This window comes from Polaromonas sp., assembly GCF_016185115.1.
In the GTDB taxonomy this organism is placed as follows: domain Bacteria; phylum Pseudomonadota; class Gammaproteobacteria; order Burkholderiales; family Burkholderiaceae_C; genus Polaromonas.
This window is the reverse complement of record NZ_JACPOF010000001.1, coordinates 78433-93008: the sequence shown is the minus strand read 5'-3', so window position 1 is coordinate 93008 and position 14576 is coordinate 78433. Positions and strand designations below refer to the sequence as shown.

The 14576-nt window shown below is 58.9% G+C and carries 15 protein-coding genes; 14 read left to right on the top strand and 1 reads right to left on the bottom strand.

The window, feature by feature from the left end:
* Window positions 1–8: 8 nt before the first annotated feature.
* The 14 genes from hisS (at window position 9) to HYX42_RS00450 (ending at window position 13853) form a co-directional block, all read left to right on the top strand.
* Window positions 9–1307 (top strand): histidine--tRNA ligase, encoded by a 1299-nt coding sequence (hisS, locus tag HYX42_RS00515; RefSeq protein ID WP_293398652.1) that lies wholly within the window; start codon window positions 9–11, stop codon window positions 1305–1307.
* 80 nt (window positions 1308–1387) lie between these two features.
* Entirely contained in the window at window positions 1388–2077 is a 690-nt protein-coding gene (locus tag HYX42_RS00510) for a tetratricopeptide repeat protein (RefSeq protein ID WP_293398651.1), read from the top strand.
* On the top strand, window positions 2074–3237 hold the full coding sequence (gene bamB, locus HYX42_RS00505; RefSeq protein WP_293398650.1) for an outer membrane protein assembly factor BamB: 1164 nt from the start codon (window positions 2074–2076) through the stop codon (window positions 3235–3237). Before HYX42_RS00510 ends, bamB begins: the two co-directional genes overlap by 4 nt.
* 29 nt (window positions 3238–3266) lie before the next feature.
* Window positions 3267–4610 carry a ribosome biogenesis GTPase Der gene (gene der, locus HYX42_RS00500; RefSeq protein ID WP_293398649.1) on the top strand — a complete coding sequence of 448 codons (1344 nt, stop codon included), beginning with the start codon at window positions 3267–3269 and terminating at the stop codon, window positions 4608–4610.
* 50 nt (window positions 4611–4660) lie between these two features.
* The gene (hfq, locus tag HYX42_RS00495) at window positions 4661–4930 is read left to right on the top strand and encodes an RNA chaperone Hfq (RefSeq protein ID WP_293398648.1); all 270 of its coding nucleotides are present in this window, start codon (window positions 4661–4663) and stop codon (window positions 4928–4930) included.
* A gap of 35 nt (window positions 4931–4965) precedes the next feature.
* Entirely contained in the window at window positions 4966–6120 is a 1155-nt protein-coding gene (hflX, locus tag HYX42_RS00490) for a GTPase HflX (RefSeq protein WP_293398647.1), read from the top strand.
* A gap of 55 nt (window positions 6121–6175) precedes the next feature.
* On the top strand, window positions 6176–7588 hold the full coding sequence (gene hflK, locus HYX42_RS00485; RefSeq protein ID WP_293398646.1) for an FtsH protease activity modulator HflK: 1413 nt from the start codon (window positions 6176–6178) through the stop codon (window positions 7586–7588).
* A gap of 11 nt (window positions 7589–7599) precedes the next feature.
* Window positions 7600–8505 carry a protease modulator HflC gene (hflC, locus tag HYX42_RS00480; protein WP_293398645.1) on the top strand — a complete coding sequence of 302 codons (906 nt, stop codon included), beginning with the start codon at window positions 7600–7602 and terminating at the stop codon, window positions 8503–8505.
* A gap of 9 nt (window positions 8506–8514) precedes the next feature.
* Entirely contained in the window at window positions 8515–8709 is a 195-nt protein-coding gene (locus HYX42_RS00475; protein ID WP_293398644.1) for a DUF2065 domain-containing protein, read from the top strand.
* A gap of 131 nt (window positions 8710–8840) precedes the next feature.
* Window positions 8841–10022, top strand: coding sequence for an ATP phosphoribosyltransferase regulatory subunit (locus HYX42_RS00470; protein WP_293398643.1), 1182 nt, complete (start codon window positions 8841–8843; stop codon window positions 10020–10022).
* Between the two features lie 53 nt (window positions 10023–10075).
* Window positions 10076–11416, top strand: a complete 1341-nt coding sequence (locus tag HYX42_RS00465; protein WP_293398642.1) for an adenylosuccinate synthase — start codon at window positions 10076–10078, stop codon at window positions 11414–11416.
* Between the two features lie 14 nt (window positions 11417–11430).
* The gene (locus tag HYX42_RS00460; RefSeq protein ID WP_293398641.1) at window positions 11431–11955 is read left to right on the top strand and encodes a phosphoribosyltransferase; all 525 of its coding nucleotides are present in this window, start codon (window positions 11431–11433) and stop codon (window positions 11953–11955) included.
* Between the two features lie 467 nt (window positions 11956–12422).
* Window positions 12423–13628: a PLP-dependent transferase gene (locus tag HYX42_RS00455; protein ID WP_293398640.1), complete on the top strand. Its 1206-nt coding sequence runs from the start codon at window positions 12423–12425 to the stop codon at window positions 13626–13628.
* Between the two features lie 42 nt (window positions 13629–13670).
* Window positions 13671–13853, top strand: a complete 183-nt coding sequence (locus HYX42_RS00450) for a hypothetical protein (protein ID WP_293398639.1) — start codon at window positions 13671–13673, stop codon at window positions 13851–13853.
* A gap of 85 nt (window positions 13854–13938) precedes the next feature.
* Here HYX42_RS00450 and HYX42_RS00445 read toward each other — a convergent pair whose 3' ends face one another.
* Complete coding sequence (locus tag HYX42_RS00445; protein ID WP_293398680.1) at window positions 13939–14532, bottom strand: arylesterase; 594 nt, start codon at window positions 14530–14532, stop codon at window positions 13939–13941.
* Between the last annotated feature and the right edge of the window lie 44 nt (window positions 14533–14576).

Here is a 14576-nt window from a genome sequence, read left to right as displayed (position 1 = left end):
AAAACACCATGGCTGAAAAATTGACTGCCGTCAAAGGCATGAATGATATTTTGCCGCCTGATTCGGCGCGTTGGGAGTGGCTTGAAGGCAAGGTGCGTTCCCTGATGGGGCTATACGCCTATCGAAATATCCGTACGCCCATTGTTGAACCGACATCGCTGTTCGTCCGCGGCCTTGGTGAAGTGACTGATATTGTCGAGAAGGAGATGTACTCCTTCGAAGACCGTCTCAACGGGGAGGCCTTGACCCTCCGGCCGGAGAATACCGCCGGTGTTGTACGGGCTGTCGTCGAGCACTCCATGTTGTACGAGGGCGGGAAACGGCTGTACTACATGGGGCCGATGTTTCGCCACGAGCGGCCGCAGCGCGGACGGTATCGGCAATTTCACCAGATAGGCGCTGAAGCGCTCGGGTTTGCTGGCGCGGAGGTAGATGCAGAGCTGATACTGCTGGCAGACGCTTTGTGGAAAGAATTGGGCCTGAAGGATGTGCGGCTGGAGCTCAACAGCCTTGGTCAGCCGGAAGAGCGCAAGCAGCACCGAGCAGCTCTCATTGCCTATCTTGAGGCCAATAATGAGGTGCTGGACGATGAGGCGAGGCGCAGGCTGCATAGTAATCCCCTGCGGATACTGGACAGCAAGAATCCCCTGATGCAGGCCATGCTGGAGCAGGCCCCAAAGCTGATGAGTTTTCTGGGCGCGGCTTCGCTGGCGCATTTCAACCGGGTGAAAGACATCCTGGACGCCCACGGCATTTCCTACCGTATTAACCCAAGGTTGGTGCGCGGAATGGATTACTACAACCTCACTGTATTTGAGTTCGTGACCGAAAGCCTTGGATCGCAGGGCACCATTTGCGGCGGGGGTCGTTATGACTACCTGATAGAGCAGATTGGCGGCAAGGCGGCTCCGGCCGTAGGCTGGGCGCTGGGTGTTGAGCGCGTGCTTGAGCTTATACGCGAGCAGGGCCAAACAGTCGACATACCGGCGCCCGATGCCTATGCTGTCATTCCCGACGCACAAACCCTGCCAGCAGCCCTGCGGGTCCTGACTGCGTTGCGTTCTGCAGGTGTCAGTGTCCAGATGCATGCAGGTGCCAATGCTGATGGCATGGGCAGTATGAAGTCGCAGTTTAAAAAGGCCGATGGCAGCGGGGCCAGGTTTGCTCTTATTTTCGGGGTAGATGAGTTCGCACAGGGGTGTGTTGCAGTCAAGCCCCTGCGTGGCAGCAAAACCGGTTCTGCCGAAGCACAGACCCTGCAGCGCCTGGACGATGCTGCGGGCTGGGCACATGTCCTGAGAAGCTGAACTGGGGCTTTGAGCCCTGTCAGCCAACTACAATCACCACAATTCAACTGGCGCCGCCGCCGGGCACTACAAACACATTTATGGCAAAACATCTCGATCTTGAGGAGCAGGAGCAGCTCGCCGAACTCAAGCATTTCTGGAAACAGTATGGCGACCTCATCACCTGGGCATTGATTGTCGTTTTTGGTGCTGTTGCCGCCTGGAATGGCTACCAGTATTGGCAAGGCCGTCAGGCTTCTCAGGCTACGGTCCTGTATGACGAGGTTGAACGGGCCGCTTTGTCCGGTGATATGGCCCGCCTGGAGCGTTCACTGGCAGACATGAAAGACCGATTTGGCGGCACAGTGTACGCAGGTCAGGCTGGATTATTGGTTGCCAAAACCTATTACGACAAAGGCAATATTGATGCCTCCAGGGCTGCCTTGACCTGGGTCGCAGACAAGGCTTCTGACGATGGCTATCAATCCATAGCCAGGTTACGCCTGGCGGGCATCCTTTTTGAAACGAAAGCCTATGATGAGGCTCTGAAGCTTGCATCCGGTTCGTTCCCAAAGGATTTTGCGGCACTGGCTGCTGACAGGCGAGGCGACATCCTTGCAGCCCAGGGCAAAAAGGCCGAAGCCAAGGCGGAATACCAGACCGCTTACAAAGGTTTCGATGAGCGATCGGAGTACCGGCGTCTCGTAGAGGTCAAGCTCAACGCTCTGGGCGTGGACCCTGCCCCAGCAAATAGTGCAGTTGCCGCTCCGAATTCCGAGGTGAAAAAATGAATCTCCTTTTGCCCAGGCATCTTGGCCGTGCGTTGCAGACTTCGGTTGTTCTGGCAGTGCTGGCTTCCCTCTCTGCCTGTTCGATGTTGTCCATTTTTGATGGTGGCCCCGGAAAGCCCCAGCCAGCCGCGCTGCAGGCTGTCAGCGGTCTTGTGTCTGCCAGGCAAGCGTGGAGCAGCCGGATTGGACCTGTCACCTTCCCCCTGGACATCAATGTCACGGGCACAACGGTCTATGTGGCGGCAAATGATGGATCTGTCGCTGCCATTGATTCAAGAACTGGCGGTGACGTTTGGCGCACCAACGTGGGCGCCCAGATCGCTGCAGGTGTCGGCAGCGATGGAACTGTAGCTGCCGTTGTCACGCAAGCCAACGAAGTTGTTGCGATACAGGGCGGCCGAGAAATATGGCGACAAAAGTTAAACGCGCAGGCGTACACGTCTCCGTTCGTGGCGGGAGGGCGCGTATTCGTGCTTGCTGCTGATCGGTCAGTCAATGCCTTTGACGGGCAGACCGGACGAAAGTTATGGGCCCAGCAACGCCCCAATGAGCCCCTGGTTTTGCGTCAGTCCGGCGTGATCCTCGCAGTTGGCGATACGCTGGTTGTAGGTCTTGCCGGTCGTCTTGCGGGTTTGAATCCGTCGAATGGCAGCATTCGCTGGGAGGCACCTATTGCCTCCCCACGTGGCATCAATGATGTCGAACGTCTGGTGGATCTGGTTGGACGGGTCGGACGCGAAGGCGACATCGTTTGCGCGAGAGCTTTCCAGGCCAGTGTTGGCTGTGTCAACACCCTCAGGGGAAGCCTGATCTGGACAAAACCAGCCAATGGTTCCCAGGGTGTCCAGAGCGATGATCGTTTTATTTTCGGCACCGAATCCGATGGCACTGTACTGGCGTGGCGCAAAGCCGATGGTGAGCGTGCCTGGACCACGGACAATCTGCGCTATCGTCACCTTACTGCGCCGCTGGTCATTGGGCGTTCCGTCGCCATCGGTGATTCGTCCGGTTTTATACACCTTCTATCGCGCGAAAATGGTTCTGCGCTGAATCGCCTCACTACTGATGGTTCTGCCATTGCGGCGCCTCCCACACTGGCCAGAAATGCACTGATCGCCGTGACGCGCAATGGTGCTGTATACGGTTTTGTTCCGGAATAATGACCGATCTGGTCGCATGAATTGCATCGATGAAACCCGTAATCGCCCTGGTGGGCCGCCCAAATGTAGGCAAGTCGACGCTTTTTAACCGTTTGACCAAGACGCGCGATGCCATCGTCGCGGATTTTGCCGGTCTCACGCGTGATCGCCATTACGGCAATGGCAAGCTGGGCAATCACGAGTACATCGTCATTGATACAGGTGGTTTCGAGCCCGATGCCCAAAGTGGCATCTATAAGGAAATGGCCAAGCAGACAAGGCAGGCTGTGGCCGAGGCTGACGTGGTCATATTTGTTGTGGATGCCCGCGCTGGAGTCAACGCTCAGGACCATGATATTGCCAAGTATCTGCGCAAACTGGGCAAGCCCACGCTGCTGACGGCCAACAAGGCAGAGGGCATGACTGAAGGCGTCCAGCTTTCGGAGTTTTTTGAGCTGGGCCTCGGTGAAGTGCTGGCTGTTTCTGCCGCGCACGGTCAGGGCATGCGAACCCTTGTCGACAGTGCGTTGGCTCTGCTGGATCTTCCCGAAGGGGACGAGGACGCCGAAACGCAGGACCCGTCCGTCATCCGGCTTGCAGTCGCCGGGCGGCCCAACGTCGGCAAGTCCACGCTGATCAATACATGGCTGGGCGAGGAGCGCCTTGTGGCGTTTGACTTGCCGGGGACCACGCGCGATGCGATTTCAGTGCCATTTGAACGCGACGGGCAGAAGTTTGAACTGATTGACACCGCGGGTTTGCGGCGCAAGGGCAAGGTGTTTGAGGCTATCGAGAAATTCTCGGTGGTCAAAACGCTGCAAGCAATCGAGAACTCCAACGTGGTTCTGCTTCTCCTTGACGCCACACAGGGTGTCACGGATCAGGATGCACACATCGCGGGTTATATCCTTGAGAGCGGACGTGCGGTAGTGCTCGCGGTCAACAAGTGGGACGCCGTCGACTCATATCAGCGGGAAATCCTGGCCCGCTCCATTGAAACCCGCCTGGCTTTCCTGAAGTTTGCGTCGATCCACCACATCTCTGCCATCAAGCGGCAGGGCCTTGGCCCTGTCTGGAAGTCCATCATCCAGGCGCATGCTTCGGCCAATCGCAAGATGTCCACTCCGGTGCTGACGCGTCTGTTGCTTGAGGCGGTTCAGTTCCAGCAACCGCAGCGGTCCGGTGTATTTCGACCGAAACTACGCTATGCCCACCAGGGCGGCATGAACCCTCCCATCATCATCGTGCACGGCAACTCGCTTGAGCATGTCAGTGAGTCGTACAAGCGCTACCTGGAAGGCCGCTTCCGCAAGGAGTTTGACCTGACGGGTACGCCCATGCGCATCCAGATGAAGACGTCACACAACCCCTTCAAGGACAAGGAATCAGACTAGGACTACAGGCTTTAAACAATCGCTGTGGTATTGTCAAGCTCCATCAACTCTTGAACACGGAAAATATCGTGAGCAATAACAAAGGTCAGTTACTCCAGGACCCGTTTCTCAATACCCTGCGTAGAGAGCACGTTCCTGTTTCAATTTATCTCGTTAACGGGATTAAATTGCAGGGCCAGATCGAGTCTTTCGATCAATATGTCGTCCTGCTGCGCAACACGGTGACACAAATGGTGTACAAGCACGCCATTTCGACCATTGTTCCCGGCCGTGCCGTGAATTTTGCGGCCGCTGACTCCGAAGAAAGCCCTTCGAGCTGAATTCCGGAGAACCCGTCGGTCGTGGAAAACTCCAGGTGAAGCCGCGGGCCATTCTGGTTGGCGTCGATTTGGGGCTTCCCAATTTTGACCAGGGTCTTGAAGAACTGGGCCTGCTGGCGGAAACGGCAGGCCTCCACCCGGTAGATCGCGTGACCTGCAAACGCCGGGCACCTGACGCAGCCCTTTTTATCGGCAGTGGCAAGGCTGACGAGATCAAGATGCTCGCCCAGCAACTGGGTGCGAGCGAAATCCTGTTTGACCAGGCGTTGAGCCCGGCCCAGCAGCGTAACCTCGAGCGCCATCTTGAATTGCCTGTCAATGACAGGACACTTCTGATTCTTGAAATTTTTGCCCAGCGTGCGCGTAGCCACGAAGGCAAACTTCAGGTTGAACTTGCGCGCCTCCAGTATTTGTCTACACGCCTTGTCCGCCGCTGGTCACACCTTGAGCGGCAAACCGGTGGTGCTGGTGTTCGTGGTGGCCCTGGCGAAAAGCAGATAGAGCTTGACAAGCGGATGATCGGCGAAGCCATCAAGCGAACCAAGGAGCGGCTGACCAAAGTCAAAAAACAGCGGCAGACCCAGCGCAGGCAGCGTGAACGCCGCAACTCCTTCACCATCTCTCTGGTCGGCTACACGAATGCGGGGAAATCAACGTTGTTTAACGCATTGGTCAAAGCGCGCGCCTATGCTGCCGACCAGCTGTTTGCCACGCTCGACACCACTACCCGCCAGCTCTATCTCGGCGAAGCAGCGCGCTCTGTGTCCCTTTCCGATACGGTAGGTTTTATTCGTGATCTGCCGCACGGCCTGGTGGATGCTTTTGCGGCTACCCTCCAGGAGGCAGCGGACGCTGATTTGTTGTTGCACGTCATAGATGGCGCCAATCCCAACCATCTGGAGCAAATCGAGCAGGTTCAGCGGGTGCTCGAAGAGATAGGCGCGTCTGAGGTTCCGCAAATTCTTGTGTTTAACAAGCTCGACGCTATTGAAAAGTCGCGCTGGCCGCTGCAACTAAGTGACATGTTTGAACTCAAGGACGCTTTTTCTGACGCGGTACGGCGGGTGGAAAGGGTTTTTGTCAGTGCCAAGACCGGCGACGGATTGCCTTTGCTGCGCCAGCTGCTTGTCAAACATGCGACGGAGGGGTCGCCGGACGATACCCCCGAGACATCTGAGGTCGTTGTCTGAGTACAGGCCGAATTAGGCACAATGGCGAAGTAATGAAAAAAACGAGTTCGAACCAATGAATCTGAACCCTGCGCTACAGACCCTGGTGACTTTCCCCGGCCGTTTGAAACAACGCGTACTGGGCATGTTTAATCTGAACGATCCTCGTTGGGGTCGAAACGACGATAAACCTGCAGGCGATGAGTCCGGGCCCAAGGCAAGCCCCGAGAGCAGTGCTCCGCCGCCTCCGCAACCCGAGAAGCGTCCCCAGGGCCAGGGACCCAATCAGGGGCCGCCTGATCTGGACGAACTCTGGCGCGACTTCAATCGCAAGCTGGGCGGCCTGTTTGGCGGCAACAAAAATGCCGGTCGGGCGCGCCCGGGCGGCAACGGTGGTGGAAGTGGTGGCGGCGGTTTTCAGCCGGACATGAAAAGTGCCGGCATAGGCGTCGGCTTGATTGCCGGTGTTGCGGTCCTGATCTGGCTGGGCACCGGCTTTTTCATTGTTCAGGAGGGTCAGCAGGCTGTTATCACCCAGTTCGGCAAGTACAACTCTACGGTGGGCGCAGGCTTTAACTGGCGTCTTCCTTATCCCATCCAGCGCCATGAGATGGTGGTGGTGACCCAGATTCGTTCTGTTGATGTGGGGCGTGACACCATCATCAAGGCCACAGGCTTGCGTGAATCGGCCATGTTGACCGAAGACGAAAACATCGTTGAAATCAAGTTTGCCGTCCAGTACCGCCTGAATGACGCACGTGCCTATCTTTTCGAGAGCAAGGACCCCGCGAATGCTGTGGTGCAGGCCGCAGAAACAGCGGTGCGTGAGGTTGTTGGCAAGATGAAGATGGACTCGGCCCTCGCGGAAGAACGCGACCAGATTGCGCCGCGTGTGCGGACCCTGATGCAGACCATCCTGGACCGCTACAAGGTTGGCGTCGAGGTCGTGGGCATCAATCTGCAGCAAAGTGGTGTGCGTCCGCCCGAGCAGGTTCAGGCCGCATTCGATGATGTATTGAAAGCCGGGCAGGAGCGCGAACGCGCCAAGAACGAAGCCCAGGCCTACGCCAACGATGTGATTCCCCGTGCGGTGGGTTCTGCTTCGCGCCTGAAAGAAGAGGCTGATGCCTACAAGGCCCGTATTGTGGCGCAGGCTCAGGGTGATTCACAGCGTTTCCGATCCGTGCTGGCTGAATACCAGAAGGCCCCGCAGGTCACCCGTGACCGCATGTACATCGACACCATGCAGCAGGTATATACCAACGTCACGAAGGTGATGGTTGAATCCCGCCAGGGCTCCAACCTGCTGTATCTGCCCCTGGACAAGATCATGCAGATGACAGGGCAGGGGGCCGGCCCGGTTGCTGAAGCGACTCCTGGCGCCGGTAGCGCCACATTGCCGGCGGCGCCGGTTGCGACTGCGCCCGCTTCGACCGTTGATGCACGCACCCGTGATGCCGCCCGCACACGCGACCGCGATACCCGCTAAGGAAGACAAAAGTGAACAGAGTTGGATTTATCGCATCGTCGTTGCTGGTGATCCTGGCGCTTGCCAGTTCCATGCTGTTTGTGGTTGACCAGCGCCAGTTTGGTGTGGTCTACGCCCTGGGTCAGATCAAGGACGTGGTCACCGAGCCGGGCCTGCACTTCAAGCTGCCGCCGCCTTTCCAGAATGTGTCGTACATCGACAAGCGGCTGCTCACGCTGGATAGCGTGGACGCTGAAGCCATGCTCACGCTTGAAAAGCAGCGCGTGGTGATCGACTGGTATGTGCGCTGGCGCGTGACGCAGCCTACCGAATACATCCGTAACGTAGGCCTGGACGAAAAAGCCGGTGCCAGCCAGTTGAACCGGGTCGTGCGCAATGCTTTCCAGGAAGAGATCAACAAACGTACCGTCAAGGATTTGCTCTCGGCCAAGCGCGAAGCGTTGATGGCCGATGTCAAGCGCGAGGTCTTGCAGGCTGTGCAGGGTGCCAAGCCATGGGGCGTGGATATCGTTGATGTACGAATCACCCGCGTTGACTATGTTGAGGCGATCACTGATTCGGTCTACAAACGCATGGTCGCAGAGCGTCAGCGTGTGGCCAACGAGCTCAGGTCCACAGGCGCTGCTGAAGGTGAAAAAATTCGCGCTGATGCAGATCGCCAGCGCGAGGTGACCATTGCCAACGCCTACCGCGACGCACAGAAAATCAAGGGCGAGGGCGATGCCGAGGCGGCACGCACCTATGCCGAGTCATTCGGCAAGGATGCGCAGTTCGCACAGTTCTACCGCAGCCTCGATGCCTACAAGGCCAGCTTCAGCAAGAAGAGCGACGTGATGGTGCTTGACCCATCGTCCGATTTCTTCAAGGCCATGCGTAGTTCTGGCGCAGGCGCTGCGCCTGCTGCCGGCAAAAAATAATATTTCACCGTGGATGGCAACAGCCTCTGGCTGGCGCTGGCTTTCATGCTGGTGCTTGAAGGCATGTTGCCTTTCCTGTCGCCAGGCGGATGGCGCAGGATGTTTGAGCAGATCCTCAAAATGAGCGATGGGCAGATCCGGTTTTTCGGGCTCTGCAGCATGCTCCTGGGGCTGGCCGCAGTTGCGCTGGTTCTTGTTTTTTAACTGACCATCCCAGGCCGCGGCAGCCTTGACCGGGCGTGATTTCCGCAGCCCGTCGCATTCAATCTGGCTCTGCGGCAAAAACCGCTGCCAAGCCCGGTAAAATCCTGTTTTTAACAGCGCCCAATAAATACATGCCCGCCTGGTCGTCATCATGGCAATTGCCGGATCAAATTGCCGATGTCCTGCCTTCCGAGGCGCGTCACATTGAAGAGCTCCGCCGCCTGTTGCTGGATACCGCTCGCAGCTATGGCTACGAGCTGGTCATGCCCCCGCTGCTGGAGCATCTTGAGTCCCTGCTCACCGGTACCGGTGAAGCTCTTGGCTTGCAAACCTTCAAGCTGGTAGACCAGCTCTCGGGCCGTACGCTTGGTTTACGGGCCGACACGACCCCCCAGGTTGCGCGCATCGACGCCCATCTGTTGAACCGCAATGGTGTTGCGCGGCTTTGCTATTGCGGGCCCGTGCTGCACACCCGCGCCGACAGGCCGCACGCCACGCGCGAGCCCCTGCAATTCGGTGCTGAAATATACGGCCATGCCGGCCTGGAGGCTGACCTTGAGGCCCAGCTGCTCGCGCTTGAGGGCCTGAAAGTTGCCGGCGTGAGCGACCTCAGCGTCGACATGGCTGATGTACGTGTTGTCAACAGCCTGCTGGCCGGGGCCACCATCCCGGCAAAGACGCTTGCATTGATACACGCCGCACTGGCTGCCAAGGATGGCAGCGAACTCGACAGCCTGACCGCCAGTCTGGGTGGTGATATTTCAGCCGCATCGCGTGAAGGCCTGAAGGCCCTGCTGCAGCTCTATGGCGACGAGAAGGTGCTGGCCGAAGCTGCCCGGGTCCTCAAGCCTTTGCCTGGCGTTGCTGAGGCACTCAAGGATCTGCAGTGGCTGGCCACCCATGTGGGCGGCGACGCCAAAGTCAGCTTTGACCTGGCAGACCTGCGCGGCTATGCGTATTACAGCGGAACACGTTTCGCCATCTACGGGCAGGGCGCAGAACTCGCGCGTGGCGGCCGTTATGACGAGGTCGGGGCGGTGTTTGGCCGCAACCGCCCAGCCGCAGGTTTCAGCCTCGATCTGAAAGAGCTGGTCAACGTTCTGCCGCCCCGGCCGCTCAAGGCCGCTGTCAGGGCGCCCTGGGCCGAAGACGCTTCACTGCGTGATGCCATTGCCAGCCTTCGTGCGTCCGGTGATACCGTGGCCTGTGTGTTGCCAGGCCATGAGCATGAGGTCAACGAATTCGATTGCGACCGCCACCTGGTTCGTGTCGCAGGCAAGTGGGTCGTCCAGCCTCTGGGCAGGACGGTCTGAGCAGGCCCGTGTAGAACCGGCCTATCCCAAGAATCCCTTAACGAGAATTGAAGATGACAAACAAAATTGCCGCGACAGCGGGACGCAACGTCGTGGTCGTGGGCACCCAGTGGGGCGACGAAGGCAAAGGCAAGCTGGTCGACTGGCTGACCGAACTGTCGCAGGGCGTGGTGCGCTTTCAGGGCGGCCACAACGCGGGCCACACGCTGGTCATCAACGGGGTCAAGACCGCGCTTCACCTGATTCCCAGCGGCATCATGCGCCCCGGCGTCAAGTGCTACATCGGCAACGGTGTGGTGCTGTCGGCAGGCAAGTTGTTTGAAGAAATTGAAGGCCTGGAAAAAGCCGGTGTTGAAGTGCGATCACGCCTGCGCATCAGCGAGGCCTGCCCGCTGATTCTGCCGTTTCATGCCGCACTTGATATAGCCCGTGAGGCTTTCCGCGAGAAGGGTGGTACGACAAAAATCGGCACCACCGGCCGTGGCATAGGCCCCGCCTATGAAGACAAGATTGCCCGCCGCGCGCTGCGCGTGCAGGACCTGAAGTACCCGGAGCGCTTTGCCTCCAAGCTGCGCGAACTGCTGGATCTGCACAACTTTGTACTGACCAATTTCCTGCATGCGCCGGCCATCGACTTTGACACGGTCTACAACGAAGCCATGCGCCATGCGGAGTTGCTCAAGCCCATGATGGCTGACGTCTCACGTGAACTGAACGACGCCCACAGGGCCGGTGCCAACCTGCTGTTTGAGGGTGCGCAGGGCACGCTGCTGGATGTGGACCACGGCACCTACCCGTATGTCACCTCAAGCAACTGCGTGGCCGGCAATGCAGCCGCGGGTGCGGGCGTAGGCCCGGGCATGCTGCATTACATCCTTGGCATCACCAAGGCCTATTGCACCCGTGTGGGTGGCGGTCCTTTCCCGACCGAGCTTGACTGGGAAACCCCCGGAACGCCCGGTTATCACATGAGCACCGTGGGCGCTGAAAAAGGCGTGACGACGGGACGCAGCCGCCGTTGCGGCTGGTTTGACGCCGCGCTGCTCAAGCGCTCTGCACAGGTCAACGGCCTGACCGGCCTGTGCATTACCAAGCTTGATGTGCTGGACGGCATAGACAAGCTGCTGTTGTGCACGGGTTACGAGCTCGACGGCCAGATCACCGACATCCTGCCCATGGGGGCGGACGATATCGAGCGCTGCAAGCCGGTGTATGAAACGCTGGAAGGCTGGAGCGACAGCACCGTCGGTGTGACCGATTACGACAAGCTTCCCGTGAACGCGCGCCTGTATTTGCAGCGTATCGAGCAGGTGACGGGTGTGCCCATTGCGATGGTGTCGACTAGCCCGGACCGCGACCACACCATCATGCTTCAGCACCCGTATCTGGCCTGATCAGGAGCACACCCATGTTGACAGAAGACGGCAAGCATCTCTACGTCAGCTATGACGAGTACCACAACCTGATTGAAAAGCTGGCGATCAAGATTCACCAGTCGGAGTGGAAGTTCGACACCATCCTGTGCCTGGCGCGCGGGGGCATGCGGCCCGGCGATATTCTTTCGCGCATCTTCGACAAGCCGCTGGCCATCATGTCGACCAGTTCCTACCGCGCTGATGCCGGCACGGTGCAGGGCAACCTCGACATCGCCCGCTTCATCACCACCCCGAAAGGCGAGATCGCCGGCAAGGTATTGCTGGTCGATGACCTGGCCGACTCGGGCCACACGCTGAACGCCGTCATCAATCAGCTGCGCAACAACTACAAACCGATTACCGAGCTGCGCAGCGCGGTGATCTGGACCAAGGGCGTGTCTACCTTCCAGCCCGACTATTCGGTGGAAACGCTTCCCACCAACCCATGGATACACCAGCCCTTTGAAGGCTACGACTCGCTGTCTCCAGCGCAGTTGATGGCCAAGTGGAAGATATAAGCCCCCACGCTTTTCACTGCGTGTAATACGCTGCCCCCCCGAGGGGGCTGGCCTTGCTTGGGGCGGCCCGGCGCTGGCGGCCGTAGCCCCCACGGTCGCTCACTTCGTGTAGCTCCTGCCCCCCGAGGGGGCCGCCCCGCCTTGCGGCCTGGCAGAGCCAGTTCCGCGGCTCCTGCTTGCGAAGGCATCGCTGCGCTTGAGCGATTAATAGAAGGCAGTGCCTGCTAAAACAGCTAATTTAGCTATAACAGCTGTTTTGAGCTTTCGATTGGAGTTGATGGATGCTGAAAAACGTCCAAAACTCCGAAAAACGCCGTATTTTGGGCATCAAAAGTGCCCTGAAGCCAATAAAAATGTACGTGAGCAGCTATCTAAATCATAGCAACCGTTTGCGTTTCCTGTTTAAGCACCTTGCATGGGTGGCCTCCATTTGCCCCCGGATATCAGCGGGCCGTTAATATCGCCCCATGAGCGATACACCTGCGAAACTTTCAACAGAACTGATCCATCATCCGTACCGGCCACCTGCAGGCTTTGAAGCCGTTCCGCCGGCAGTGCACAAGGCTTCGACCATTGTTTTCCCCAGCGTAGCGGCGCTGCGCTCACGTGACTGGAAACACAAGACCGGCTACACCTACGGCCTGCACGGTACGCCCACCACCTTCACGCTGGAGGAGCGCATCGCCACCCTGGAGGGCGGCCAATACTGCACGCTGGTGCCCAGCGGCCTGGCGGCTGTCGTGCTGGTGGGTATGGCGCTGCTCAAGGCGGGTGACGAGTTGCTGATCCCGGACAACGCCTACGGCCCCAACAAGGCCTTCGCGCAGGGTGAACTGGCAGCCTGGGGCATTACCCACCGCTTCTACGATGCCATGAACCCGGCTGACCTGGCTGCAAAGCTGGGGCCGAAAACACGGCTGGTCTGGCTTGAAGCGCCAGGCTCCATCACCCTTGAGTTTCCCGATCTGCCGCAACTGGTCGCGGCCGTCAAAAACCACCAGAACACGCATCCGCAGGGTGTGGTCATTGCGCTCGACAACACCTGGGGTGCGGGCATTGCCTTCAAGGCGTTTGAGCTGGGCATTGATATCTCGGCCCACGCACTCACGAAATACCCCAGCGGCGGCGCAGACGTGCTCATGGGTTCTGTGGTCACCAGAGACCAGGCCTTGCACCATCTGCTTCATTTCTGCCACATGCGCACCGGTTTTGGCGTCTCGGGCAACGACGCAGAACTGGTGCTCCGCGGCCTCCATTCGGTCGCCCTGCGTTATGCAGCCCAGGACAGCGCCACGCGCTCATTGGCAACCTGGCTGCAGGGGCAGCCGCAGGTCGAAACGGTTTTACACCCGGCCTTACCCGGCTCGCCGGGCCACGAAGCCTGGAAGCGCGACTGCACAGGCGCCGCCTGCCTGATGAGCGTGGTGTTCAAGCCCGGGTACAGCCAGGCGCAGATTGACCACTTCTGCAACAGCCTCAAGCTCTTCAAGCTCGGCTACAGCTGGGCCGGGCCCATGAGCCTGTGCGCGCCCTACGACATTCCGGCGATCCGTACCACGGGCTGGCCTTACAAGGGTGGTCTGGTGCGGTTTTCAGTCGGACTTGAGGCTGTCGCCGACCTGCAGGCAGACCTCTCACAGGCCCTTGCAGCGATGCAGTACAGTAAGGCTTAATGGTCTGTCTCCAGCAGGCCTCAACATTCACGAAAGCACTTAGTGGCAACTCCCAACTACTCCTACGAAAAACGTCAGAAAGAGCTCGCCAAAAAGCGCAAAAAAGAAGAAAAACTCAAGCGCAAGGCCGAAGGCAAGCCTGACGAGCCCGAGGATGGCAGCGAAGACGGCGCGGAGTCACCCGACGGCCAGCCCGGCACGCCACCGGTTGACCCTGCTGTCTGACGAGCCGGCAACGGCCAGCAAACAAGCAAAAGCCCCTGACGGCATCAGTCGTCAGGGGCTTTTGCATTGTGTGCTGTGACCGTGTTTACTTCAGCAGCTTTTTGAGTTCCGGCCAGACATTGGCCAGCATCTTCGGCTGCGACTGCTCATTGGGGTGAATACGGTCTGCCTGGAAGCGGCTGGCCGAATCGTCCACATCGGCAATGCCTTTCAGGAAAAAGGGCACCAGCGCAACCTTTTCAGCCTTGGCCACCCTGGCAAACAGGCCCGAGAAAGTGGCCGCATAGGCGCCACCGTAGTTCGGCGGCACCTGCATGCCGACGATGAGCACTTTGGCGCCGGCCTTTTTGGATGCCTGAACCATGGCCGTGACGTTGTTTTCCGTCATGTCCAGCGGCAGGCCGCGCAGCGCATCGTTGCCGCCCAGTTCAATAACCACCACATTCGGCTTGTGCTGCGTCAGCAAGGCAGGCAGGCGGGAACGGCCCCCAGAGGTGGTGTCGCCGCTGATGCTGGCGTTGACCACCTTCGCCGATTTTTTATCCTGCGCGACCTGTTTCTCAAGCAGCGGCACCCAGCCTGTACCGCGTTTGAGGCCGTATTCGGCGCTCAATGAGTCGCCAACGATGAGCACCGTATCGGCTCCCTGCGCCCATGCAGGTGCCGCCAGGGCCATCATCGCCCCAGCCAGCAGCCCGGATAAGGGCTTTGCCAGTTTTACCC